At 35.8% G+C, this 25,146-nt stretch carries 22 protein-coding genes and 1 pseudogene; 7 read left to right on the plus strand and 16 right to left on the minus strand.

Annotation, left to right across the window (positions count from 1 at the left end):
• Positions 1 to 106 precede the first annotated feature (106 nt).
• The 3 genes from GX497_04200 to GX497_04210 all read right to left on the minus strand — a co-directional run bounded on the left by GX497_04200 (position 107) and on the right by GX497_04210 (position 3,152).
• Positions 107 to 2,101, minus strand: coding sequence for a FapA family protein (locus GX497_04200; protein ID HHY72424.1), 1,995 nt, complete (start codon positions 2,099 to 2,101; stop codon positions 107 to 109).
• Positions 2,102 to 2,272: 171 nt separating this feature from the next.
• On the minus strand, positions 2,273 to 2,962 hold the full coding sequence (locus GX497_04205) for an N-acetylmuramoyl-L-alanine amidase (GenBank protein ID HHY72425.1): 690 nt from the start codon (positions 2,960 to 2,962) through the stop codon (positions 2,273 to 2,275).
• Complete coding sequence (locus GX497_04210; GenBank protein ID HHY72426.1) at positions 2,946 to 3,152, minus strand: hypothetical protein; 207 nt, start codon at positions 3,150 to 3,152, stop codon at positions 2,946 to 2,948. The genes GX497_04205 and GX497_04210 overlap by 17 nt, the downstream gene beginning before the upstream one ends.
• A 233-nt stretch (positions 3,153 to 3,385) precedes the next feature.
• On the opposite strand from GX497_04210, the pseudogene GX497_04215 reads away from it, so the two are divergent.
• Positions 3,386 to 5,555 (plus strand): annotated as a pseudogene (locus GX497_04215) (UDP-N-acetylmuramoyl-tripeptide--D-alanyl-D-alanine ligase).
• 110 nt (positions 5,556 to 5,665) lie between these two features.
• Here GX497_04215 and GX497_04220 read toward each other — a convergent pair.
• On the minus strand, positions 5,666 to 6,895 hold the full coding sequence (locus tag GX497_04220) for an ATP-grasp domain-containing protein (protein ID HHY72427.1): 1,230 nt from the start codon (positions 6,893 to 6,895) through the stop codon (positions 5,666 to 5,668).
• A gap of 250 nt (positions 6,896 to 7,145) precedes the next feature.
• On the opposite strand from GX497_04220, the gene GX497_04225 reads away from it, so the two are divergent.
• Positions 7,146 to 7,922 carry a hypothetical protein gene (locus GX497_04225; protein HHY72428.1) on the plus strand — a complete coding sequence of 259 codons (777 nt, stop codon included), beginning with the start codon at positions 7,146 to 7,148 and terminating at the stop codon, positions 7,920 to 7,922.
• 124 nt (positions 7,923 to 8,046) lie between these two features.
• Here GX497_04225 and GX497_04230 read toward each other — a convergent pair whose 3' ends face one another.
• Positions 8,047 to 9,387, minus strand: a complete 1,341-nt coding sequence (locus GX497_04230) for a peptidoglycan hydrolase (protein ID HHY72429.1) — start codon at positions 9,385 to 9,387, stop codon at positions 8,047 to 8,049.
• Between the two features lie 323 nt (positions 9,388 to 9,710).
• On the minus strand, positions 9,711 to 11,051 hold the full coding sequence (locus tag GX497_04235) for a YheC/YheD family protein (protein HHY72430.1): 1,341 nt from the start codon (positions 11,049 to 11,051) through the stop codon (positions 9,711 to 9,713).
• Between the two features lie 290 nt (positions 11,052 to 11,341).
• Here GX497_04235 and GX497_04240 point away from each other — a divergent pair, with 290 nt between their 5' ends.
• On the plus strand, positions 11,342 to 12,130 hold the full coding sequence (locus GX497_04240; protein ID HHY72431.1) for a hypothetical protein: 789 nt from the start codon (positions 11,342 to 11,344) through the stop codon (positions 12,128 to 12,130).
• 97 nt (positions 12,131 to 12,227) lie between these two features.
• On the plus strand, positions 12,228 to 12,992 hold the full coding sequence (locus tag GX497_04245) for a hypothetical protein (GenBank protein ID HHY72432.1): 765 nt from the start codon (positions 12,228 to 12,230) through the stop codon (positions 12,990 to 12,992).
• A gap of 117 nt (positions 12,993 to 13,109) precedes the next feature.
• Here the strand turns inward: GX497_04245 and GX497_04250 are convergent, their stop codons facing one another.
• From GX497_04250 to GX497_04270, 5 genes are all read right to left on the minus strand, one after another.
• The gene (locus GX497_04250) at positions 13,110 to 14,033 is read right to left on the minus strand and encodes a C40 family peptidase (GenBank protein HHY72433.1); all 924 of its coding nucleotides are present in this window, start codon (positions 14,031 to 14,033) and stop codon (positions 13,110 to 13,112) included.
• Between the two features lie 134 nt (positions 14,034 to 14,167).
• Positions 14,168 to 14,404 carry a hypothetical protein gene (locus GX497_04255; protein HHY72434.1) on the minus strand — a complete coding sequence of 79 codons (237 nt, stop codon included), beginning with the start codon at positions 14,402 to 14,404 and terminating at the stop codon, positions 14,168 to 14,170.
• A 9-nt stretch (positions 14,405 to 14,413) separates the two neighbouring features.
• The gene (locus GX497_04260; GenBank protein ID HHY72435.1) at positions 14,414 to 14,839 is read right to left on the minus strand and encodes a hypothetical protein; all 426 of its coding nucleotides are present in this window, start codon (positions 14,837 to 14,839) and stop codon (positions 14,414 to 14,416) included.
• On the minus strand, positions 14,839 to 15,075 hold the full coding sequence (locus GX497_04265; GenBank protein ID HHY72436.1) for a hypothetical protein: 237 nt from the start codon (positions 15,073 to 15,075) through the stop codon (positions 14,839 to 14,841). Before GX497_04265 ends, GX497_04260 begins: the two co-directional genes overlap by 1 nt.
• Positions 15,076 to 15,130: 55 nt before the next feature.
• Positions 15,131 to 16,351 carry an ATP-grasp domain-containing protein gene (locus tag GX497_04270; GenBank protein ID HHY72437.1) on the minus strand — a complete coding sequence of 407 codons (1,221 nt, stop codon included), beginning with the start codon at positions 16,349 to 16,351 and terminating at the stop codon, positions 15,131 to 15,133.
• Positions 16,352 to 16,602: 251 nt separating this feature from the next.
• Between GX497_04270 and GX497_04275 the strand changes: the two genes are divergently transcribed.
• Together GX497_04275 and GX497_04280 are read left to right on the plus strand one after the other, a co-directional pair.
• Positions 16,603 to 17,424 carry a hypothetical protein gene (locus GX497_04275; protein HHY72438.1) on the plus strand — a complete coding sequence of 274 codons (822 nt, stop codon included), beginning with the start codon at positions 16,603 to 16,605 and terminating at the stop codon, positions 17,422 to 17,424.
• 231 nt (positions 17,425 to 17,655) lie between these two features.
• Positions 17,656 to 18,183, plus strand: coding sequence for a spore coat protein (locus tag GX497_04280; GenBank protein ID HHY72439.1), 528 nt, complete (start codon positions 17,656 to 17,658; stop codon positions 18,181 to 18,183).
• 95 nt (positions 18,184 to 18,278) lie between these two features.
• Here GX497_04280 and GX497_04285 read toward each other — a convergent pair whose 3' ends face one another.
• From GX497_04285 to mgtE, 5 genes are all read right to left on the minus strand, one after another.
• On the minus strand, positions 18,279 to 18,923 hold the full coding sequence (locus GX497_04285) for a DUF2642 domain-containing protein (protein ID HHY72440.1): 645 nt from the start codon (positions 18,921 to 18,923) through the stop codon (positions 18,279 to 18,281).
• Between the two features lie 103 nt (positions 18,924 to 19,026).
• A complete protein-coding gene (locus GX497_04290; GenBank protein ID HHY72441.1) occupies positions 19,027 to 19,842 on the minus strand; it encodes a hypothetical protein in 816 nt (271 codons plus the stop codon).
• A gap of 134 nt (positions 19,843 to 19,976) precedes the next feature.
• Complete coding sequence (locus GX497_04295; GenBank protein ID HHY72442.1) at positions 19,977 to 21,272, minus strand: hypothetical protein; 1,296 nt, start codon at positions 21,270 to 21,272, stop codon at positions 19,977 to 19,979.
• A gap of 246 nt (positions 21,273 to 21,518) precedes the next feature.
• Complete coding sequence (fabI, locus tag GX497_04300; GenBank protein HHY72443.1) at positions 21,519 to 22,292, minus strand: enoyl-ACP reductase FabI; 774 nt, start codon at positions 22,290 to 22,292, stop codon at positions 21,519 to 21,521.
• Between the two features lie 126 nt (positions 22,293 to 22,418).
• Positions 22,419 to 23,783, minus strand: coding sequence for a magnesium transporter (gene mgtE / locus GX497_04305; protein HHY72444.1), 1,365 nt, complete (start codon positions 23,781 to 23,783; stop codon positions 22,419 to 22,421).
• 170 nt (positions 23,784 to 23,953) lie between these two features.
• On the opposite strand from mgtE, the gene GX497_04310 reads away from it, so the two are divergent.
• On the plus strand, positions 23,954 to 25,138 hold the full coding sequence (locus tag GX497_04310) for a rod shape-determining protein RodA (protein HHY72445.1): 1,185 nt from the start codon (positions 23,954 to 23,956) through the stop codon (positions 25,136 to 25,138).
• Positions 25,139 to 25,146: the final 8 nt, after the last annotated feature.

Here is a 25,146-nt window from a genome sequence, read left to right on the forward strand (position 1 = left end):
AATACTATTTATCCAATAAAAAACGAAAGGTTAGAAGCTATATGCTTCTAACCCTTTTAGTGTAAGTTATTCCATCAACCGATTATTATGAACAAATTGGATTGCATTATCGAAGCGCAATACCGCCTTGTTCATCAATGTGGGCATAAATATTTGTCATATTCTTTGTAAATTTATACCTCCTTTTTCCAATTTGTATCGTTGTATCAGAATATGCGTTCTTAATGGTAATCGTTTGGTCATGCGGAACACTAATTAATGTTGGTGTGCCACTTTTACTACCTGCTTCATCAAGCTTAGCCCCTTTACCGGCAAAAATTCTACCGCCTCGTACAAAGCCATTTATTTCTATAGAACCTTGGGCATGGATGACGCAATTATAACAGCCTTGTTTTGGAATAATCACATCACCAGATGAATATATATTGCTATTCATCGCAGATGGCAACTGAACAAATACACCAATTTCCACGGAAGTATTCGCGTATTCAACAAGCTGTTTCATCATTTCGACAAGTTGATTGAATTCTTCTAAATTTTGTAATGCCTTTCCATCCATCATAATAAAAATATCATAAATTTGTTTTAGTAGATGGCGCCAATCCGCACTAACCATTTCAATATCATTTCTAAACGTTATAATAAAGTGCCTAATGAGGTTAACTAGCGGCGAGTATTTTGACTGAATTAATTTTTTCAGTAGTGGCATGATGCCATCCTTCATCGTAGCATCCGTAAAAGAAGGATTTTGGCTAAGTTTGTTTAAATCATTTCCCAACGCTTCAAGACCTTCAAGCATTTCCGTTAATTCGCTTATTTTCTCAACAATGACTTTATCGCTATTACCAGCAATAATTTCACTTGTTATAACATTCCTATGATGTAATGTGGACTGTCCTGCTTTTATTTTTGCCCCACTTGTCACTCCTCTTATTTCTACATTTCCAGTAGCCGTTATCTCCATATGTTCCTCAACATTACCGCTTATCGTGATATCTCCGTTGAATTTTAAATTTCCTGAAGCCATGCCGACATCACCTTGATGCTCTAACTTAGGAACGACATTTACGACAACCATATTCCCTTTCTTTTGTATAGATGGTCTACCAATCGAAGTTGCGATAATTCTATCTTCTATTAGTTCAGCACCATTCCCGCAACGTACTTGTAGAGGAAGTACAGGTTTCGCTGGTATAATCTCCCCTGTAACAGACTTTCCATCCGTTCCTAAGATAGGGTCATGAAGAATGGCAATCTCTGTCCCTTCTCCGACAGAAGGTATATCACGGCCTGCCCGAAAGTCAATCGAGCCATCCTCTCTTTCTTTAAACTTCTTTCCTTCACTTATTTCAACTTTATACTCTAACCACCCATGCTTACCTTCAACAGGACGGTCCCCTTCGGCGATGATAAATTCTGCCTTTTTTTCCGCCTTGCATGCCTCGTCTATCCATTCCTCCTGAATACCATATGAAATTTGCATTTTTTTCAGCGTTTCGTATATTTCATCCGTTGTCAACGTTCGGTTCGGTTCACTTTTTTTTACGACCTCAAGTGTAATCTCACGAGCTGGTTTTTGTTCACGTAGTATATAAGTGGATTTGCTCCCAGGAATGACGTTAATCTTAGCAGTTAGTTTATCTTTAGATAACTCAATATTCCACTTTGTAGCAATTTCCTCATCCTTACATTCTATTTTTATTTTATCTTTTTCTGAAATCGTTGTTTTTTCTTTTACGAGTTCATTATTTTTATAGAATAAAACAACCGATGGAATATGAACTTGTAACTCCCCTTCGTCCGAATCAATACAATGAATTTCACCATTTTCAACCCAAACTTTCCCTTTACCTGCTAGTGCCTCGTCTATTGGTTCCATTAAAGGCTCTTTTATTTCTTCCTCAGAAGGTACCTCTACTTCCTCTTTACTTTGTGTTATAATTCGAATTACAGCCTCCCTAGAGCCCATCGAAAGAATTCCTTTTCGACCTTCTTCCAAAATTTCAATCGTAACCTCTTCCTCCGTTACACCTAACTGTTGTAAACCAAGAGCAATCGCTTCCTCAACCGTTCTGGCTTTAAAAATATTTTTCTTATCCACCTAGTCTCCACCCCCTCATTCGCTAGTTATGTAAACGTTTTCTTTTAAGTTGATTAATAAAATTTTTAAAAATTACAAAAGCTTATCCTAGGAATATTATACCAATAAACTACTAAACCCACAATAAAAACCTAGAAAAATAGGTATTTTGCCCCAAAAAAAAGGCCCACCTTATTGAGCTATTTCGCAAAATTCCTTTAACTTTTTTAAGACAAGAGACTCCGCCCAAAGTGGCAAACCTTTTTCAACTTGTTCCTTCCATTCATCCGACGAAAGCAATCCCTCCTTATATAGCCAATCAATTGCTACCTTTTTCCATTGTGCAGTATTTTCGTATGAATTTGTTGCCACTTCTTGTATCTTTCTATTTTTCACTTCATTTACTAACCATTCCTTCGTTATACTAGTGCCTGGACATGTTTTAGGTGAGTGTTCTCGATGAAAAACAATGGAAGACAACGATAATTTAAATTTTTCCATTAATGCTCTTATTGCCACTACTATAGCATCTAACTGCTGCCCCTCCAGCTTTTCTTCACCTTGATCAAAATTACCAATCATTTCAAACATAATTCCACCGCTATTATGTCCGGCAATCCCAGCTGGATCCAATTCCAAAGAGCGCCCATCCCAAATTAATCCGTCAGGTGCTACACTAAAATGCTGCCCAATATCTTGCCAGCCTCTTGTTTCCTTATGATACCTCCACATCCCCGCGATTGTTGTCTCACCATTATAATCAGATTTTCTTGGCTTCCATGTATGATGAATTTGAATATGCGTAATTTTTCTCTTTACTGACACGGATTGGATGAATAACTGGAAATCTCTCGTTGTATAAGCTTTAAAGCTTCGTTTCATTCTTTTTGTTCGCTCCTTTCAACTTTTGAAATAAGCGTTGGTACACTACTGCTTGCGCCCATAAAGGCAAAGGTTCTTCAATTTGTTTTTTCCAAGCGTCGTCTGTTAATAAACCTTCTTCAAATAACCAATCAACCGCTTTCTTTTTCCACTCTGCTGTTCCTGACGGATAATCTTGTTTTTCTGCCATGTTTTTACCTCTTTTCTGTGAAAATATATACTCTATTACAAATATATGATTTTTCTCAAAAAGTGATAAAGCAAGTTCTAATAAAACCGCTGCATTTTAAAATATCAATAAAACTAAACGATTGTCCATTTCAAAAGCTTGGCTTATTGAATGTAATAGTAGTGAAGGAATTCCATATGAGATTTACTCAGTAGATAACAAATAAAATAAAATAAAATAAAGGAGTCTAACCTATGACGTTAATAGGAATGTTACACCATCGTAAGGATCCCAGAACTGTCATAAAAACATATGCTTTTGCGGCGGTTGCTAAAGCTGAAGGTGCCGATTTTTTTTACTTTTCTCCTGGTACCGTCAATCTAAACAATCGGTCTATTAGGGGAAAAGTTTATGAAAATGGCTCATGGGTGGAGAAAACAATGCCCTTTCCTGATGTCATTTACAATGCTGGAAATCCAAACAAATTGGCCAAATCTCAAAGAGTGATTGATAAATTGAAGGAAACGATTCCCTTTACGACAAATTCCATCGGTAACAAGTGGAGTGTGAATCAACGCTTAAAAAAAGGGAAGGAGTTCGCTCATTACTTAGTCCCTTCTGAAAAAATTGTAAAAAATACGGAGAGTTTCTTTAATTATGTATCAGCCTTTGAACATGTTGTCTTTAAACCCTTTGATGGCAGAAAGGGAAAAGGAATCTTATTTATTTCTAAGAAAAATGATGGTTTTCATATAACAAAGGATTCAAATTGCCGTTATTATTCAAAAAATCAATTGAACGAACTTATTAAAGAAAGGCTTTCAACTGGAACTTTCATTATGCAGCCATATATACAATCCGTTACTAAATCTGGGCAAGCTTATGACTTCAGACTTCATGTTCAAAAAAATGGAGAAGGCAAATGGGTCATAACCTCGATTTATCCACGGATTGCTCCAGAGGGATCAAAAATTTCCAATATCAACAATGGTGGTTATACCAATTATTTAGACCCATTTTTGCAACAAGAATTTAAAGATGACGCAATGAATATGAAGCGAAAACTTGAACATTTTTCATTGTCCCTAGCCGAACATTTGGATGAGCTTCAGATGATTCTATATGAAGAAGTGATTGATGAGATTGGAATAGACATTGGATTAGACGAAAACCAAAAAATTTGGATCTATGAGGTAAACTGGCTTCCAGGATGTCCACCCACATTTTATTTAGAGATGGATGTGGTAATCAATTCGATTAGGTATGCAATGTACCTAGCGAAGAACTCAAAAGCAATACAAGCTCAAATAAAGGAATTGAAGGAGAGAAAAAATGCAAAAAAAAAAGAACGTCCCCATTATAGCCATAACCGGTAGTGCTGGTAAAACGACGACTAAAGCGTTTTTGGCTTCCATTTTAGCAAAAAAGTGGAATACCTTTGAATCAAGGGATTATTGGAATACTACAGAACATACAGAAATTCACGCTGCTGAAATCGACGAAACCCATGAAGCCGTTGTCTTGGAATATGGAATGTCCTCCCCAGGTACCATAACTGAACATTGCCGCATAATAAAACCTACTATTAGTATTGTGACAAACGTTGGACTTGCACATGCAGGGTATTTCGATGGCGATATTAAAAAAATTGCAAAAGCCAAATCTGAGTTAATTCACGGAATGGATCAAGGAGGCATTCTAATTCTTAACAAGGATGATCATAATTCAAAATACTTGGAGACGCAAAAATTCAAAGGAAAAATCATGACAATTGGCATTAAATCAGATGCTAACTACAAAGCATACGATGTTAAATACACAGATAATGGAATGAAATTCAAGATGAAACTTCGAGGAATTGAAGTGATGTTGTTTATCCCTACTTTCGGGGAGCATCATGTGTATAATGCTCTTAACGCCATTGCTGTAGCAGATTACTTAGGTTTAACACCAAAGGAGATCCAAGAAGGACTCCTATTCAGAAAGCCGCCAAGAAGATTGACGATTTATCCTCAGCGAAACAATATTGTTATTATCGATGATACCGTTCATTCCCATCCAGAAGGTGTTAAAGCTGCCATTGATGTACTCTCAAATATCGGAAAACATAGAAAAATAGCCGTTTTAGGAGAAATAAGAGCACTAGGGGACTTAAGAGAGCCGGAATATCGTAAAATAGGAGAATATGTTTATGAAAAAGAAATTGACCTTTTTATCACTTATGGTGATAAAACAGACGTAATGGGCAATCAAGCTAAAACAAAGGGATTTCCCCCTAACAAAGTATTCCACTTCGACGATAGAGACCAATTACATGCATTTTTGAAGAAGATTATTCATAAGAATGACACGATATTGGTTAAAGGAGCTAGTAGAATAAACATGTATGAAACGGTTAGATTTTTAAAGAAGGCATTTAAATAATTTATCAAATCTTAAAGGATGATTCAATGAGTCATCCTTTTTTGGCTATTTATAGGCATGTACACAAAAATGACCTTGGAGCTAATCCAGGGTCATTTTTATGAATGGTATTATTCCTTTGCTTGGTGAAATGTAATCTCGTTTGCAGCATTTTTTGCAAAATCCTTCGCTTCTTCCATGCTTGCCCCAGATGCCATTACATAGGCATATCGATCTCCCATTGATAGTGGTGGAGTTAACAACGTTCCTTTTTTGGGCTTCACATATACTCCAACTACTCCCGGAGATCTCCTAGCCCTCCCCTTTCCTGTGACTCTTTCTAAGATTCCTTTTTTCGGAACGATGAGGAATTGGGTGAATACATATTTCTTATGTTTGGGGATGAGGGAAGGGCTTCCACCTAATTGTAATTTTAGTGTTTCTTCTACTAAACTAAATCCAAAGGCAGCTTGTATCATTTTATTCATTGCACTTCCAGAAATCCTCGGATTTATTTCAATGAGTTTCCAGCCACTTTTGGAAAGTCTTAATTCTAGATGAAGGGCGCCATTTTTTATTCCGAATTGTTCAATGATAGAGTGCAGGACCCCTTCAATTCCTTTCTTTATATCATTAGGAACATTCGCAAGTACACCATAGCCTGTAATAATAAATCTTTTCCCCTTCGTAATTTCCTGTTCAATAACGCCTGCAGTCATGATCCTATTATTGTAAACAAGTGCCTCGACTAAAAATTGGTCCCCATCTATATACTCTTCAATAATAATTGCCCCATCCGGGTATTTTTCTCTCAACATGAATATATGATTTTTTAATTGCTCCTCTTTTTTTGCTAACAGCACGTCTTTAGAACCAGTTGATTTTGGCGATTTGACCATTAAAGGAAAATGTAGCTTTGAAATAATCGTTTCAAAAGAGATTGTCTCGCCTGGTTTGATAACAATATATTTAGGTGTGTAAGGTTGATTCTTAAGAACTGACCTTGTTTCCTCCTTATCACTCATCAATTGAATGGCATTAGACGAAAAGTAGTTCTTACAAAATTCATCACAAAGAACGGAAGCACTATACACATATGAATCAATAAAACTAACAATCGTCTTTATGTCCATCCCTTTTAACAATAATTGGTTAATTTTCTCTTTCATTTCGGAAAGATTATCCGTATCAATAAAAATCATTTCATGAACATCTGTGTACTCTCCCCTTTGTTGCCATTGCTTTAAGTTTTTTGTGAAAAGAACCGTAAAGAAACCTAGGTGTTTAGCTGCCGTTATGGCTTCTCTACTTGAACCAGATTTATTTGTGCCAATAAAAATGATCGTTTTCAAAAGTTCCACTCCTACTACAATTTATTTAAAACCATCTTGATATATATTTATGAAACTTTCTTATTTTTGTATGGTTACCTATCATGAGTCAAGCTAGTAATAAACAAAAAGCGGCGCTTGTATGAGTTTAATCTTTTTAGTGGTACCTTCAGAACAATCTCACTAGGTATTCGTACAAGCAATGTTAGTAATCGAGCATAGGATGTTAAAGGTTATATATGAATATATTGTAGATGCAAGGTAAAATGAGGTGTATTGATTGAAGAATCAACTAAGAAAATGGAAGCAATATATGCTGTTAAGTCAACATCCCTTACTCTCAAAATACATTCCCGAAACAAAGCTCTATACGATTGAAAACCTATCTGATTTACTAGAACGTTATGAATATGTTTATTTAAAAAATGATAGAGGGGGGCGAGGGAAAGGGATTTATCAAGTCTTTAAAAGTAACGAAGGGCACTACTGTTTTAACGGCTACACTCTAGATGGTAAAAAAACACAAAGAAATGTCGCCACGATTGAAGAATTTCACCCTGTACTCCATCCGATCGAGAAATATGGGGGATATATTGTTCAGGAGGGCATTCAGAGCTTAACTCTGGATGGATATCCGCTATCCATTCGAGTTCACGTTCAGACTCTTAAGGGAACATGGCTTATTGGAGGAATGTACGGAAAGATTGCAACAGTAGAAACAATGGAAAATGGAATCATTAATAGCAACATTGGAGCTCAAGTGATGACGATCGATGAACTGTTATCGGTACATTTGATGATGGATGAAACAGAGAAGAATAAAATGATTACTTGTATAGAGGAAGCCTCCATTTTAGCAGCTGAAGTGGTTGCATCAGCCGTTCCACGTATAGAATATGGAATTGATTTTGGTATTAGTCAAAGTGGGGAGCCGATTATATTTGAAATCAATACTAGCCCAGGAGTCGGAAATTTTTCCAAGATTGAAAATGGGGAAATGCGAAAACGAATGAAAGCGATTCGGAAAATGCACCTAGAAGATTTAAGCAACATGTAAGCAGAATTTATGTTTTCGATAAAGAAAAAAGAGGCATTCGCAGCTATTTCTCTAACGAATGCCTTCTTTTTATTTTTCCTTAAAGGCATGTACAATTCAGAGCCCAACCGAGTATTTCATTCGATTACAGTACACGCTTTGCTGTTACAAAGTTACTTTTAGACCAATTAGATTCTAAGCTTTCTTTCACAACTGAACCTGAGTCAGATAAATACACATATTCATTATTTCCAATATAAATGGCGGCATACTTAATTTTGCTTCCCCCGCTTTGCTTTAGAAAAATAAGGTCACCCTTTTGCAATTTTTCTTTTTGAACTTGTACACCTTTCTCTGCTTGCTGGCTGGCTACTTTTGTTTTCAGGTCAACACCATGTTGTTTAAAAATGTAATAGGTAAAGCCTGCATTTGTGAAGGTTAAAGATTTTTCATCGTACACATTTAATCGATGCTTCACATTATTCATTATGCTTAATGTATAGTCTACAATACGATCTTCTGTTTTAGAGATAACTGGTGGCTGAACGATTTTGTTTTCATCTTTAAAAACGCGCTTTGCCGTAATATAACGCTGATTATAATAATCAGATAAAAGGACTCTCGAACTAATTCCTTCCGAACTAAGGACAAGCATACGATGTTCCCCTGTGTAAATCGCTACTCTTGAAGGTGTGCTCGACCCTACAGAAGTGCTAAAGAAAATCAAATCGCCTTTTTGTAAATCTTTCCGTGCTACCTTTTCACCTAAGTTCATCAAATCTTTGACATAGTTTCCTTTTAAGTCAACACCATTTTTTCCATAAACGTATTTTACGAATCCAGTACTTGTAAATTGCATAGCACTCTCGTTATTAACGTTGCCCATTGTCACTTCATTCATTAATTTGTAGGAGAGTTCAGCAATGTTATCTCCTTTTGTTGCTGGGTTTGAAGGGAGTAAAGCAGGGATCACTCTTCTCGCAGTCATATAATTATCTCGATAATAGGACGTGCTATCTAGATCAGAAATAACAACATCTAGTTCGAAGTTTGCCATATGTATAATTTTATTATCTCCAATATACAACCCTACATGATTTGGTTTTTTTGATGATGGGTTACTTCTGAAGAAAACCAAGTCACCTTTTTGCAATTGATTTCTTGCTACGTATGTCCCCTGCTGAACCATGTAATCTTCATCACGATTACCTAAATCTATACCATTACTCTCAAAAATAAATGCGATGAACGAAGCACATCTAAACTGGAGTGTTTCATAGTTGTATTCTGAGGCATATGTTGCTTTTCCTATTAAACTCTTAGCGAGACTAATGATGTCATCTGCCTTTTTCTCAACCACTTTTTGGCTCTGCTGTGTGGTTGTTGCGGCTGAGACTGTGACTGGATCCATCATGATCGGGGCTGTCGCAAAAGTACTTAATCCAATCGTGAATGCTAATGTAGTTGTAACTAGACGCTTGTTCATTTTTATCCTCCTGATGTGTTATTATTCTCTCAAAACCAATTTTATCATATAGGAAAATTGGTACACGTGGTAAAACTTAACATTATCCATCATGACCCCCACGAGGCCAAGACATTATTGGGTTATGGAGAAACTTTACAATTTCGTTACAAGTGTTACGCCAGATATTAATTGCCATTTTTCAATATTTATGATTGAACAAATAGATTAAACAGCAAAAAGCGTCAGACACCGCAAGAGAAAACTTCCATCCTCGGTTTCTGACACCTATGTTTTTACTGCCCGTTAATGCCGAATAAATTCGGTAAAAAGCCCTTCTCGCATCATTCCAAATGATCCCTGAAACCTGCTACCCACTTTGAATAGTGTAACGGGGCTGCTTGCGTATGGTAATAAAGCTGAAAATCATTTGCATCAAGAGCAATGCTCATATCTGGATACCGATTATTTATCTCAATAATCCAGAGGTTTTTATCTTCATCCATGCCAATATCAACACCTATATATGCTAAATGAATCTCTTTATCCTCCAAAAATTCACAGCATAAAATAGATAATTGCTCCATTTCTTTATACTTTTTAAAAGCTTCATTGAAATCATTGTTATAAATTCCAACTAAAGTATCCCACGTTTTCTCCGCTGAACCTCCGCTTGATATGTTGCTGACTATACTTTTTTTAACCCCATACCGCGTTATCATACCAGGGACAACCCAGGATCCGTGTTGGTCTTTGACAACAATCACCCGAAAATCTATTATCTGATCATTAGATTTTAGTAAGGGGATCCCTTTTTGAAAAATATATTTTTTAAGATTCAATTCTACCGCCAAATAATTTTCAACTGCATCCCAGTTATTTAAAATCGTGGTCATATTTAATTCATTTAACCGGAAATTTAATTTATATTTTTTCCCGTTTTTCTCCAACTGATAAATTCCCTTTCCCTGACTTCCTGAAATAGGCTTTAAGTAGATACATCCGCTTTCGTCAATTAGCTTCTTTACTTCCTGGAGATTCACCGCTAAACCGGTCTCTGGCAGACTTCGGCTTAATTTATCATTTATAGAAAGCCATTGCCACATTTCCCATTTATTGAAAACATGGGAGTTAAAGTATTTAGATCCGACTAAATTCTGTATGATCATCCTGTCAGCTTCCTTTAATGTCTTCCTGCAAAATAAAACGGAAGGAAAGGGAAACGTTCCTTTCGTAAATTCATTTTCAATTGGATTATAGACAAAACCATTAACAATCTTCTTCTGTTCGTCAATGCCATCAGAGGTTACCAATAAAATGAGACCGTTTATATGCTGGTAATCAATTAAATATTTTTTATAGTGGTTTATATTTCTCCTCGTCATTTCATTTACTTTCCCTTTTATAAAAAGCCCGATAATAGGGCCGATTATTAATGTCTCTTCCTCGACTATTACTTCATAATCAATAGAATCCGGAAGCGAAAAACCAGCTAGAAGGTCAGCTGATATATAAATAACCGTTTGATCTTGCTTATGCTTTCTTAAGGTTACTGCAGGTTTTTCTATAATCCCTATTTTTAAGTTAATCACCTGAAACTTAAGAATGGATAGTTTTTCCAAAACAGTCGAATGCAGTGAGATTGAATGGCTAGATGTATGATCGGTTATTATGGCAAACTTCATCTAATCACTTCCTCCTTTGGAAATATTGTCGGTATCAATAAACTTGATCATTTTCAAAAGGCCCACACCTACTACAATTTAATTACATCATATCGATATATATATTTATGAAACTTTCTTATTTTTTGTATGGTTGTCTATCCCGAATCAAGCTAGTAAATAAACCAAAAGCGGCGATTGTATGGTGTGGTTCTTTTTATTGGCACCATAAAAACAACCTTACTAGTTATCAGTACAAGCAATGTTAGTGATCAAACATAGGATGTTAACAATGAAAGGAGGTGTATTTATTGAAGAATCGACTAGGAAAATGGAAGCAATATACGCTGTTACGTGAACATCCCTTACTCTCAAAATACATTCCAGAAACAAAGCTCTATACGATCGAAAACCTATCCGATTTACTAAAACGTTATAAATATGTCTATTTAAAAAACGATAGAGGTGGTCGAGGGAAAGGGATTTTTAAAGTTTCTAAAAGTAACGATGGGCTCTATTGTTTTAACGGCTACCCCCTCAATGGCAAAAAAATACGAAAATGCGTTGTCAATATTGAAGATTTCCATCCTGTACTACATCCAATTGAGAGATTTGGAGGTTATATTGTTCAGGAGGGTATTCAGAGCTTGACTCGGGATGGTGGGCATCCGCTAGCCATTCGAGTTCATGTCCAGACTCTTAAGGGGAAATGGTTTATTGGTGGAATGTACGGAATGATTGCGATGGTAAACACAGAGAAAAATGGGGTCATTAATAGAATGCGTGGAGCTCAAGTGATGACCATTGATGAATTGTTAACGGTACATTTGAAGATGGATGAAACAGAGAAGAATCAAATGATTTCTTGTATAGAGGAAACCTCCATTTTAGCAGCTGAAGTGGTTGCATCAGCCGTTCCACGTATAGAATATGGAATTGATTTTGGTATTAGCCAAGGAGGGAATCCGATTATATTTGAAATCAATACAAGCCCAGCAGTCGGCCTTTTTTCCAAGATTGAAAATGGGGGAATGGGGAAACGAATTAAAGCTATTCGGAAAATGCACCTAAAAGATGTAAACAACATTGAAAAAAAGTAAAAAAAGGCTCGTTTCTAAAACAATTACCCAAGCGAAGTTTGTACAATATCTATACAATACAAAATATAACAATAATACTAAAAGTGAGGTGTATTGATTGAAGGATCGACTAAGAAAATGGAAGCAACATACTCTGTTTAGTCAACATCCCTTAATTTCAAAACACATTCCAGAAACAAGACTTTATACGATTGAAAACCTATTTGATTTACTAGAACGTTATGAATATGTCTATTTAAAAAATGATCGAGGCGGTCAAGGGAAAGGGATTTTTAAAGTTTCTAAAAGTAACGATGGGCTCTATTGTTTTAACGGCTACACTCTAAGTGGTAAAAAAATACAAAAACGCGTTGTCAAGATTGAAGATTTCCACCCTGTACTACATCCAATTGAGAGGTTTGGAGGATATATTGTTCAGGAAGGTATCCGAAGTTTTACCTCGGATGGGTATCCGCTAATCATTCGTGTTCATGTTCAGACTCTTAAGGGAAAATGGCTTATTGGTGGAATGTACGGAAAGATTGCATCGGCAGAAACAATGGAAAACGGGGTAATTAATAGAAACCGTGGAGCTCAAGTAATGACGGTAGATGAATTGTTAATGGCACATTTGAAGATGGATGAAACAGAGAAGAATCAAATGATTAATAGAATAAAGAATACCTCTATTTTAGCAACGAAACTGGTTGCATCAGTCGTTCCACGTATAGAATATGGAATTGACATTGGGATCAATCAAAGCGGAAATCCGATTATATTTGAAGTCAATACAAGCCCAGGAGTCGGCCCTTTTTCAAAACTTGAAAATGGGAAAATGAGGAAACGAATTAAAGCTATTCGGAAAATGCACCTAGAAAACTAAATCGACATTTAGTCAGAGAAAGAGGCATTCGAATCCATTTCGCAAACGAATGCCTTCTTTTTCTGTGCAAATTAAATGATCGGTCCATATTAGAGTCTCAACGATTGGATCATTCTTTTAGAATACGCGTTTGGCCGTAATATAATGTTGATTATAATAGTCCGATAAAAGAACTCTCGAAATAACCTCTTCCGAACTTAGCACAATAATACGATGTTCACCAGTGTAAATCGCTACCCTAGTTGGTGTACTTGAACCTGTAGCACTATTAATAAAAATTAAATCACCTTTTTTTAAGTTTTGGCGAGATACTGTTTTACCCTGATTCATCAAATCTTTGACATTGTTCCCTTTTAAGTCAACGCCACTTTTTCCATAAACGTATTTTACGAATCCAGTACTCGTAAATTGCATTGCTTTTTCATTATTAGCATTGCCCATTGTCACTTTATTCATTAAATTGTAGGAGAGTTCAGCAATGTTATCTCCTTTTGTTGCTGGATTTGAAGGGAGTAAAGCAGGGATCACTCTTCTCGCAGTCATATAATTATCTCGATAATAGGACGTGCTATTTAGATCAGAAATAACAACATTTAGTTTTGTGTTTGCCATATGAATAATTTTATTATCTCCAATATACATCCCTACATGGTTTGGCCTTGTTGCTGAAGGGCTACTTTTGAAGAAAACTAAATCGCCTTTTTGCAATTGATTTCTTGCTACGTATGTCCCCTGCTGAACCATGTAAGCTTCGTCACGACTTCCTAGATCGATACCCTTACTTTCAAAAATATACGCCATGAACGATGCACATCTAAACTCGTATTTTTCATAGTTGTAACTAGAGGCATATTTAGCTTTTCCTATTAAACTCTTAGCAAAACTAATGATTTCATCTGCCTTTTTCTCAACTACTTTTTGGCTCTGCTGTGTGGTTGTTGCGGCTGAGACTGTGACTGGATTCATCATGGTCGGGGCTGTCGCAAAAGTACTTAATCCAATCGTGAATGCCAATGTTGTTGTAACGAAACCTTTTCTCATAAGTTACCTCCTGATGTTTTTTGTGGCTTGTATTGATAGTAACATGGATATTAAAGGGGGATTTCAACTAAATCTTTCCATTATCATTGTTGCATCTACTCAACCCTTGACCTTAAAGGGTTCTTCTTTGATTTTTACAGTTTTGTTACACCCAAAGTAACATTCGAATCCCGCGAAAAAACAATGTTTTTCAAATTAAAAAGGCAAACCAATTGGTCTGCCTCTTTGCAGTCGCTATATTTTTCTAAACTATATGTTCCATCATTTGTCATTATCAGTGCTGCAGTCTTCTTCATTTTAATATCAATATCTTTTAGCCTAAAAAAACAAACTTTTACATGATGCCAAGCACCAAAATAATCATCCCTCAACTCCGAGCCCTACTTTGGCTCTATAATAGGTAATGGTCGATTAACAAGATCTGGCGATAATGGGTTAATGATGCAAAGACAACGTAAATCAACAGTGACACAGCATTTTGTTTTTAAAAGTGAGTATATTTCATCGCAGTCTTCAACTGGGCAGCCATCCATATCGACCGCTTCTAAGAGCGATAAAGTGGCACAGCCTTTTTCTTCATCGAGCTTTTCTAATCTGAAAAAGTTTGTTTTAAAGCAGCCTACATCATCAATACAAAATGCTGAAAAAGGCTTCTGACTATTCTGATTTCCAAATAACATAATCGGTATTGTATCAGGGTTTGGGACATTTTGAATAAATTGAAATTCCATATCTTTCTCAGCTATTATTTTTTGTTCTTTTTGAAGCCTCTTCATTGCGATACAAATAGTATTCTCTTTTTCCATTATGATATCATCCCTCCTGTTTCAAATGGAAAAATAAGACAATTATAAATTTTTGCTTCACTCGATTCGCTATTCATGTTTTTGGCAAGATAAACCGTATAGGGAATTAATCTCATCGCTGCATCTAGTTCTCGATATATATAGCCAGGACGCCAATTCACTTCATAAATCCAAAGTTTTCTATTTTGATCAATACCAATGTCAATCCCTAATTCATCTAGCGGCTTTTTATACATTTCATCTATAACCGCCTTTTGTTACATTGCTAATAGTACCCATTTCCGTTCACCCCTAATTTGCTTCCAAATAAAATTTAATATTTTGGGCAGCCTTCATCGCATTCAGCTTAGCCTCCTCTGGTGAATTTCCCGTTGCGATTATATAACCATAGCGGTGCCCCATTGAGATGGGTGGTGTCATCGTCGATCCTTTTCGAGGCTTTATATAAACTTCAAGTACACCAGGTTGTGTGGCAGCCTTATTTTTCCCTGTTACTTTCAATAGATTGCCGTATGAACCGATTGTAATATAATGAGTATAAATGTTATTCTCATATTTTCTTTGTACATTTGGTTCAAGCCCTAGAAATAGCTTAATCGTTTCTTCAACAAGATTGATTCCAAAAGCCTCTTCAATCATGCGGTTCATCGCTCCGCCTGAAATTCTCGGATTGATTTCAATCAACTTCCAATGTCCATCTACATATCTCATTTCAAGATGGCAAGCTGCATTCGTTACTTGCAAATCTTTTAAGATGAATGTAACTACCTCAACTAATGTTTGATATAATTCTTCATCTCCCCTTGCCTTTACTTCATAGCCAGTTACAATAAAGCGCTCCTTCTTTGTAATATCTTGTTGAATTATGGCGATAATATTAATTTCACCTTTATGCACGAGCACTTCAACTAAATATTGCGGACCTATTAAATAATCTTCCACCAAAATTTTCTGTGTCGGATACAATTTTAGAATTTTCTTCATTCCTTTTTCTAATTCAAGTTCATTGTTGACTAAATAAACATCTCTAGAAGCCTTTGAAATTGGTGATTTAATAATAAAAGGAAATTCATTTTTATTATCATTTAGAAATTGTTGAAGACTGTCAGAAGGATTGTAAATTCTAAATCTAGGCGTTGTTGGATTATTTCTTAGTTCTTCTCTTGTTAACGTTTTGTTCTCCATAATCTTGATTGCTTGTACTGATATATCTGCGCTACATCGTTCATTTGATAATTGCGCTGCAATTGAGGCAAAAGGATCAATAAAACTTATGACAGCTTTAATAATTCTTCCTTGTTGTTCCAGCATTTTAATTTCTGCTCTAATATTTTCCAATGTAAGTTGGTTCATGTAAATCATTTGGTGTACTTCTGTAAATTCCTTGCGCTGATCCAAAAATTTCAAACTTCCCGTTAATAATACAGTAAAATAACCTAGCCTTTCTGCAGCCCTAATGGCCTCTCTGCTTGATCCTGACTTTGTTGTTTCAATAAAAATAATCGTATTCATGTCGTGTTCACACTCCAATGTTAAAACCCAGCTAATACTCTTCCTAACATGCTTCTTTATTTTTATGCAATCGTTCGTCCCATTGTATAGGCTGATTATACAATCTCTCTGAAGAAAAACGTTATAACTATCATGCTAATGAAAAACTACATTTCTGAAAAAGTAGACAACTCCCTATACAGCTTTTCCTAGCTAACATATTTTAATAGTGATAAATATTCATTTTAAGATTTAAAGGAGGGAATTAATTCATGAGGTTTTTTGAAAATAATGAACCTGAATTTCAAGGACCATTCAACGATGAGCATCAAATGAATCACAAACAAAAGAAGCATCATAAGCGCCATAAGCATTTCGGACATTACAAACACTATGAACAAGAGGGGCATTTTGACCACCGTGATCATGATGGGCACTTCGATCATCATGAGCACTTTGACTTTCACGAAGACCATGAACACGAAGAACATTTTTGCCAATGCGGGCACCACCATCATAATGAACATCACGAACATCATGGTTACGATGGCCAGCACCATCATCATGAACATAAGGAAAAGTGTTGTGAAGATTGCATTTGTGAAATTGTTAAGAAAATTCACAAAGCCCAAGCTGAAGTCAATCATAGTTCATGTAATGTAAGTTGCGAAAAATCAATTCAACAGCTCCTTTCACAGTCAAAAAATTGCCATACTGCAAACACAATCCCATTCTCATTAGATTCCGATGATACGTTCTTTGGGAAAGCACCCGTTTATGATAAATACGGTAACTTCTGCGTGATTGCAAGCCCCTTTTTCAGAGTGAAAAAGATACTACAAAATTGCTGCGCTGTTTTAGAATTATTATGGCCTACTTGTAATGGAGAGCTATTCGAAGATACCTTTAAACACGATGGTACTCACTCCTTCCCTTGCTGCTACAATTTTAATGGATTTGTAGGAACAGGAGCATGCCTAACCGTTGACTTAAAATGCTTTTGCAGTATTTCCTGCCACAAGCCGATGATGGTGAGGGAAGCAACGGCTTGCCAAATTCACGATATTATTAAAAACCACAGACATTGTAAATAGGACGCACAATTTTTTGCGACAAATTTGATTTTTAACAAAGTCTCTAAGCTTTACGACACGCACGTTGATATACAAAGCTTTCCATCCGTGTTTGCTTAGAGGCTTCTTAATAGATTGCAATTTTTATTCCCTCAAATATAGACATATACCCACACACTACAATCACCCATACATATTCTGTTAGAGACGATAGTCATTAAAGATAAAATTTAAAAAGGAGAGACTGAAGATATGAGTTGTGGAAAAGGAAATCATCATCATTTACATCCAGAAATGACAAGCAATTGTGTATGCGATGTTGTAAGAGCGATTGCTGAGGCACAAAATGAAGTCGTTGAAAATGTTTGTGATGTGAGCTGTGAAAGATCGATTGAAAGCTTGCTTGACCCAGCAGCAGCCAATGATTTAAATACTGTTCCATTCATTCTTTACGGCCAAGACTTAATGCCTTTCAAAGGCTTCGGCATCGATTTCAAACGAAACAAAAACAACCAGAATAATCCACAGTTTGAATGCATTGAAAGCTTCATTTTCCGTGTAAAAACTGTTGATGAGGATTGCTGTGCTGTCATTGAATTATTAGCCTTCGGCGAGAATCAGGGCGGTGGAGGGGGCGGTAATAAAATTCAAGAAGACAATCCATGCAATCAAATTAATGGTCAAAAGCTAGAAGATTTAGTTGGCACAGGCATTTGTATAACAGTTGATTTAAAATGCTTCTGCGCCATCACCTGCTTACCAGCCGTATCTTTGACTTAACAATGAATTTAAATTTTTAAGAAAGTGCTATTGTGAATATTATTGAAAGAAGGCTGACTCAGTAGGGGCAGCCTTTTTACATTACTTTTTATAAATTATCCCGGCAGATGAATTGTTTTTATATGCCGTAAATTTACAAATGATGGAATCTGTCTTGCTGTAATTAATTTTACAATACTATTGTCAATAGCCGCTAATTGTCCAATTTTATGATAGTCGTGCCCGAGATCTAAAATTACAATTTGGTTCATCAATTTTTTCAACTGCTCCTCAAATGTTCTAGAAAGCGGTATTGTAAAAGGAGTAATAGGCAAATTTTCCTTCGCTAAATTATACGGGGACTGCTCTTCTTGATATGGAGTTAACCATTTTAAATGCTGTAGAGAGATATAAACAGTCTTATACACTGGTGAAAAAAACACTATATAATTATTCATAACGCTAACGACATAACCATGTATTGATTGTTGATTAGCAATATTGATTTCAGAAAAAACGCCTCTTGCATTATTTAATATTTTTCGGAATGATAATGTGTCATTTAAACTATCATCAAGTAGTCCTGTAAACGGAGTTACATCTGACGTATCATCATCCTTTTTATTTATTTTTTGAATATGAATAGTAGGAATATATAAAAAGTCCTTTCCATTAAAGAGCACTATAATATCTGTACCAGCTGTGATCAAAATTCCTTTGTGAATAATATTACCTGAAACCTCTACATAAATTTGTTCCATTATAAAATCTTTTAATATATCCAATTAACCACCTCCGTTCATGCTGAATCTTACATGAGTGCACTGAATTTATTCTCATGTGCACTCATGTAAGAGCTTGAAATCATCTCCCCTTTTTTCGATCTTGTAGCCTTTTTTTAGCGGCAACAATAGAACTTTCATCACTTTGATTATTATTCTCGTTGTTATTCCCGTTATTATCCTCGCTACTTTCAGTTTTAAGCTTTTGTCTAATGCTTTTCACATGGAATTGGCTAACCCTTAATACTTCTTCTCTCACAACTAAAGTAAGCAGACCATCGCTTGTATCAACTAATATCCCTTCTGCACTTTCAGGTCCTCGATTAATGATAACAAAACTATATTTCATTTCCTCAAAAAGCTGATTAAATTCATTGACATTAATAAAATGTACTGTTTTTCCATTTTCTAGTTCTTCTTCCTTTTCTTCATTATTTTCATCCTGCGGTTCAGTGCTTCTTCCTTTTTCATCCACTTTAACACTGACACTTTTGATATGCTCAAGATTGTAATACACAACCCCCTCCTTTTCATCATACAGAACTAAAAAGTCGGTCGTAACTGCTAATAATATCCCTTTTCTTGATGCTGGTCCACCACGGTTGATTTTAATTGTTTCATTTATAAGATTTTCAAGAATCTCTTGAAAGCTGTCCTGCTCCTCACCGTCACTATCAAAACTATTAAACCCTTGTGTATTTGTCTTAGAATCGACAATTACGTTTTTTATGTGCTTTGTTTTATAATAGATAAAACCATCTTTTTCATTAAAAATCATAATAAAATCTGGCTTAACGGCTAATAATAAACCATGCCATGATTCCGGTCCGCCTTTATATGCCTTCACTTCTTTTCCAACCATTGTTGTTAAAAAAGAATGATCCATTCTTTCTTCCATTTATATAATCCTCCCTTATGTCATTTGTACCTAAGGTACATCTGTACTATATATATGTATCCCGATATTGTTTTGTCTGTTGAAAAGACCTATTTTTAAAAAAAGAAAGGAAGCAGGAGAACCCTCCTTGCTTCCTAAAAGCTTTTGCGATTAATGGAAATAATATCGTCAATTTTCACATCAATACGATACGGTTTTTTTCTTTGAATAATTTGGACCTCCCCATTGACATATCCAGAAATAATCCCTTGAATCGTATTGTCTTTTGTTTTCACTTCACATTTCATTTTTGGAACGGAGATTGGTAAATTTACAAGATATTCAACCTTTTCTTCAGTTGACATTTCCCTAAAAGCCCTTGGACGTTTTGGTTTAACATCTTCTTGTCGAAGTTCTTGTGGTTGCTCTAATTTTTGACTTTGCTCAAGATCTTGCGGTTGTTCTTGTGTCACATTTTGCCCGATATGTTGTGGACTATCGAGACTTTGGCCATTTTGCGCCGATAATTCAAGTTCTTGCTCTTGTTTCTTCTCTAATAGTTTTTTTTCTTCTATTTGTTCAAGAATTTTAGGCGTAGAAATTTTTTTCTTTGGCACAGCCGCTGCTCTCCTGCCCTTTTCTATGCTTGATTTTAAGCCAAATGTAGCTATTACACTTCTTTTTCTTTCTACTTCAATCTCACGATTAGGAATGGGTTTCTCTAAATCTTCTTGTATGTGATTGCCAGCAGGTAACAGTTGACCTTTTACATTTTGGATGTGGACTGGTTTCCCTATTATTACATCTTCCAAAACAGGCATTTTTTCTTTAATTATTTTATCTAGTCGCTTGTTTATATCCTCTTTTTCATATTTTTCTTGTTCTCGTTTAGCCTCGATTACCCCTAGATTGCTACTTGAAATGGGGCCTTCTCCAATAAAGTTTTCAATAGATTTTGCTTTTTCTCCGAGAATATGATTAACCGACTTCAGTTTTTCTTCTACAATATTAACAACTGATTTTAGCTTCTCTTCGACGATTGTTTCTACTGATTTTAGCTGTTCTTCTGCAATATAATCAAACGGATACAGCCTTTCCTCCGCGATATTATTCATTAATTTTGCCTTTTTTACCAATTTTTTTTTTTGTTGTCTAGACGTTGCCTTTGGCCTTATTTTTTCTTTTATATTATTTTGTAGTTCTTCTGAAACATTTTCATTTGTTTCCTTTAGAGCTTTTCGTGCCTCGATTTCTTCCATCGCTACATCCATCGGAGCCTTTTTTTCATTAAATTCTTGCTCATGAGTAGGTACCTCTAGTGTACCAAGAGACTTAAGAGACCTTGGTTTCACAACATGAGATTCCTGCATTTTATGCTTAGCCATAGGGTAAACTGGCTGTGAAATATACATAAGTGGATTATTAGCGATATCAACCATTCTTTTTTTCATTTTGATCCCTCCTCATCTTTTAATTTCTCTCGTTGCTATCTTATGCTCGAAATTTATGTATGTGCCCACTTTTTTGTATTAGAAAGACACGACTTTCCGCCCATAATGGCGGAAGCTGATGTACCTAAAGGTATGACCTGAAGGCCCTCCTTTCTTATACTGATATCCGTCAAAAAGTTATACTTATCAGTATAAAAAAGTACCTTAAAGCATCTTGCAACCAGATGCTTTAAGGTACTTTATAACTTAGTAACCGATAATATGATAGCCTGAGTCAACATGGATATTTTCTCCAGTAATCCCACGAGAAAGATCACTGAATAAAAATAATGCTGTATCTCCCACTTCTTCTTGGGTAGTCGTCCGACGTAAAGGCGATTTTTCTTCAATTTCCTTTAAAATAACATTAAAGTCACTTACACCTTTTGCAGAAAGAGTGCGAATCGGTCCTGCTGAAATTGAATTCACTCTAATTCCAAGTTTTCCTAGGTCATTCGCTAAATATTTGACGCTTGCATCCAAGGAAGCCTTGGCAACGCCCATGACATTGTAATTGCTCATGACCCTTTCTCCACCTAAATATGTTAAGGTGACAATGCTACCGCCCTCCGTCATTAAATCTTTAGCAACTTTGGCAACGGCCGTTAAGGAATAGGAACTAATATTATGGGCAAGCAGGAAACCGTCACGAGTCGTATTCATATAATCTCCTTTTAGTTCTTCAGTTTTAGCAAAGGCGATTGCATGGGCAACACCATGAATAGTGCCAACTTGGTCTTTAATTTGCGAAAAAGCTTGTTCGATATTTTCATCGCTTGTCACATCACATGGCAAAACGATTGAATCCTTACGCTCCAATGTTTCAGCTAAATCACAAACACTTTTTTCTAAGCGCTCACCTGCATATGTAAAAACTAATCGTGCTCCTGCGTTATGTAAGGCTTGAGCTATTCCCCAGGCAATACTTCTTTTATTGGCTACACCCATCACAACATATGTACGGCCTTGTAATGAAAGCATTTAAAACTCCTCCTTTTTTCAATCAAATTCAAAGCAAAATACTAACACCTAGTACTTTGCTTTGATTATATTATAATATTGCAACTTGTAGTAGCAATTATCATTACCATAGCTAAACAATTTCTTTCAAGTTAAATAATTCATCAAAAGTGTTGCTAACCCAAAATAGATGAGGATACTAATGATATCATTCAGTGTAGTAATAAATGGACCTGAAGCAACTGCTGGGTCGATTTTAAATTTATGCATTATTAGTGGAATTAATGCTCCTGACATTGTAGCGACAGTAAGCGTTGTAAAAATAGCAATACCAACAAGGAAACCTAAAACTAAGCTGTGTTGCCATAAATATACAACGACCATGACTAATGTTCCACATATCAAACCAATAATTAAACCAGTTCCAATTTCTTTACGAAGCATTTTAAATTTACTTGAAGAATCTATCCCGCCTAGAGCAATTCTGCGAACAGCTACAGCTAAGGATTGTGTACCAGTGTTCCCTGCCATACCAGCAATAAGTGGAATAAACACGGCTAAAATCGTTACTTTATTTAACGTTTCCTCAAACCGTCCAATCAGGCTCGCCGTAAACATCCCAAGAAATAACAGGATAATTAACCATGGCAAACGATTCTTCGCCGCGGAAAAAGCAGAATAATCATTGCTTTCAACATCAGTTACACCAGCCAATTTTGAATAATCTTCAGTTGCTTCTTCTTCCATAACATCAAGAATATCATCAACTGTAATAATTCCGAGTAAATGTCTCTGGTAATCAAGGACAGGAACAGCTAGAAAATCATAATCCTTCATCATTTTAGCGACATTTTCTTGATCTTCACTAACTGAAACTGAAACTACTCTGTCGTTCATACATTCTGAAATTAGTTTATCATCATCAGCGACGATTAAATCTCGTAACGAAATAACACCAACGAGATGCTCTTCATCATCAACAACATATATATAATAAATCGTTTCAGCTTCTTGAGCTTCCGCTTTTAAGATTTTCATTGAATTTTTTATCGTTTGATTAGCAGAAATAGCGACAAACTCCGTCGTCATGATACTTCCTGCCGTTTTTTCTTCATAATGAAGCAAGTCTTTTATTTCCTGGGCTGCTTCATCATCCATTATTGTAAGAAAGCTAGCAACTTGATCTTTTTCAAGCTCATTTAAAACGTCTACCGCGTCATCAGCATACATCTCAGACAGCATATCCGCAATATAAGCAGGGTCCATTTCTTGAAGGATTGTTTCCTGATCTTCGCTTTCAAGATTATGGAATAGTTCAGCCATTTCTGACGGTGATAAGTAAGAATAGATTTGATGCCTGACATCTTTTTCCTGGTTAACAAAAAACTTCGCTTGATCATAAGGATGCACTTCAAGAAACTCTTCTCTAAAAGCATCGATATCATTTCTTTCAATCGCTTCTTTAAGATAGGATGCAAATTGCTCATCTAATTTTTTCTTGTAGTCTGGCATACAAGCATCCCTCCTTTTGTCTTTTTTATTAGAAAAACGGGCACATAAACCTTATTAATCGTAAAATGATGCATACTGTTTGTCAAACTGTTTCTATGCTTTTCAATTAAGTGAAATTTCGTTAAGATAGTAAAGGATACCGAAAAGCATTTTAGAAAGGAAATATTAAAATGGAATTAGAAAAGGAGCAAACTCCATATCAAAAAATAGATATAGCACTTGTGCTCGTTGTTTTGTTATTAGGAGCAGTCAGTTTAATCGCAATTTATAGCATTCAACCATCACTTCCGGCCAAACTTCAAAATTATAATTTTGTTGGAAAACAAGTTTTATGGTATGTTATTGGATTTGCAGCCATTGGTGTCACAATGATTATTGATTTCGACCGCTTTAAAAATTTTTCTTGGTATTTATATGGAATTGGTCTTGTTCTTTTGCTTGGTCTGGAAGTACTTGGACCATCAAAAATAGCACCTGACATTAATGGAGCAGTTAGCTGGTACGTTTTGCCAGTCATCGGAAATTTTCAGCCAGCTGAGGTAATGAAAATCTTTTTAATTATTTTACTTAGTCAAATTATTGCTAAACATAATGAAATTTATCCAGATAATCGTACACTAAGAGAAGATTTTATTCTATTAGGTAAGCTTGTTGGCATAACGATGCCACCTTTACTATTAATTCTTAAGCAGCCCGATTTAGGAACTTCCATCGTTGTTGCATCCATCCTCGGTTCACTTTTATTAGTTTCGGGGATAAGATGGCGAATTTTATTAGGATTAGGGACTTCCGTCATTGCCATGATTGGGCTTTTAGTATTTATTTACTTTAAGAATCCAGAATTTATTACAACTTATGTCCTTAGGGCACACCAAATGAATCGCTTTTATGGCTGGCTTGCACCACATGAATTTTCAAGCAACTATGGTTTTCAGTTAATCAAAGCGATGCTTGCCATTGGTTCTGGACAAATGCAAGGAAAGGGATTATTGAACGGGCAAGTTTATTTTCCAGAAGCACATACGGATTTCATTTTTGCTGTAATCGGTGAACAATTTGGTTTTATCGGGGCAAGTATTGTTATTTCCTTGTTCTTTCTATTAATATACAGAATGATTCATACGGCTTTGGAAAGTCATGACCCATATGGAAGTTATTTATGTACTGGTGTTATTGGTATGATAACCTTCCAAGTGTTCCAAAATATCGGTATGACGATTCAATTAATGCCCATCACTGGTATTACCCTTCCATTTATTAGCTATGGTGGAAGCTCGTTGTTAACAAGTATGATTGCCGTCGGGATTGTCCTCAATGTCCGTTCACGGACACGGAAGTATATGTTTGGAAGTTAGAGGTGATT

Origin of the sequence: Bacillus sp. (in: firmicutes) (assembly GCA_012842745.1) — a bacterium.
Lineage (GTDB): Bacteria > Bacillota > Bacilli > Bacillales > Bacillaceae_J > Schinkia.

Coding starts and splice junctions, on each gene's coding strand:
- GX497_04230 (HHY72429.1), bottom strand. CDS start 9,387: ATGAACAAGCGTCTAGTTACAACTACATTAGCATTCACGATTGGATTA.
- GX497_04235 (HHY72430.1), bottom strand. CDS start 11,051: ATGAAGTTTGCCATAATAACCGATCATACATCTAGCCATTCAATCTCA.
- GX497_04210 (HHY72426.1), bottom strand. CDS start 3,152: ATGGCAGAAAAACAAGATTATCCGTCAGGAACAGCAGAGTGGAAAAAG.
- GX497_04250 (HHY72433.1), bottom strand. CDS start 14,033: ATGAGAAAAGGTTTCGTTACAACAACATTGGCATTCACGATTGGATTA.
- fabI (HHY72443.1), bottom strand. CDS start 22,292: ATGCTTTCATTACAAGGCCGTACATATGTTGTGATGGGTGTAGCCAAT.
- GX497_04285 (HHY72440.1), bottom strand. CDS start 18,923: ATGGAACAAATTTATGTAGAGGTTTCAGGTAATATTATTCACAAAGGA.
- GX497_04270 (HHY72437.1), bottom strand. CDS start 16,351: ATGAATACGATTATTTTTATTGAAACAACAAAGTCAGGATCAAGCAGA.
- mgtE (HHY72444.1), bottom strand. CDS start 23,783: ATGCCAGACTACAAGAAAAAATTAGATGAGCAATTTGCATCCTATCTT.
- GX497_04205 (HHY72425.1), bottom strand. CDS start 2,962: ATGAAACGAAGCTTTAAAGCTTATACAACGAGAGATTTCCAGTTATTC.
- GX497_04265 (HHY72436.1), bottom strand. CDS start 15,075: ATGTATAAAAAGCCGCTAGATGAATTAGGGATTGACATTGGTATTGAT.
- GX497_04310 (HHY72445.1), top strand. CDS start 23,954: ATGGAATTAGAAAAGGAGCAAACTCCATATCAAAAAATAGATATAGCA.
- GX497_04290 (HHY72441.1), bottom strand. CDS start 19,842: ATGGAAGAAAGAATGGATCATTCTTTTTTAACAACAATGGTTGGAAAA.
- GX497_04275 (HHY72438.1), top strand. CDS start 16,603: ATGAGGTTTTTTGAAAATAATGAACCTGAATTTCAAGGACCATTCAAC.
- GX497_04280 (HHY72439.1), top strand. CDS start 17,656: ATGAGTTGTGGAAAAGGAAATCATCATCATTTACATCCAGAAATGACA.
- GX497_04260 (HHY72435.1), bottom strand. CDS start 14,839: ATGGAAAAAGAGAATACTATTTGTATCGCAATGAAGAGGCTTCAAAAA.
- GX497_04295 (HHY72442.1), bottom strand. CDS start 21,272: ATGAAAAAAAGAATGGTTGATATCGCTAATAATCCACTTATGTATATT.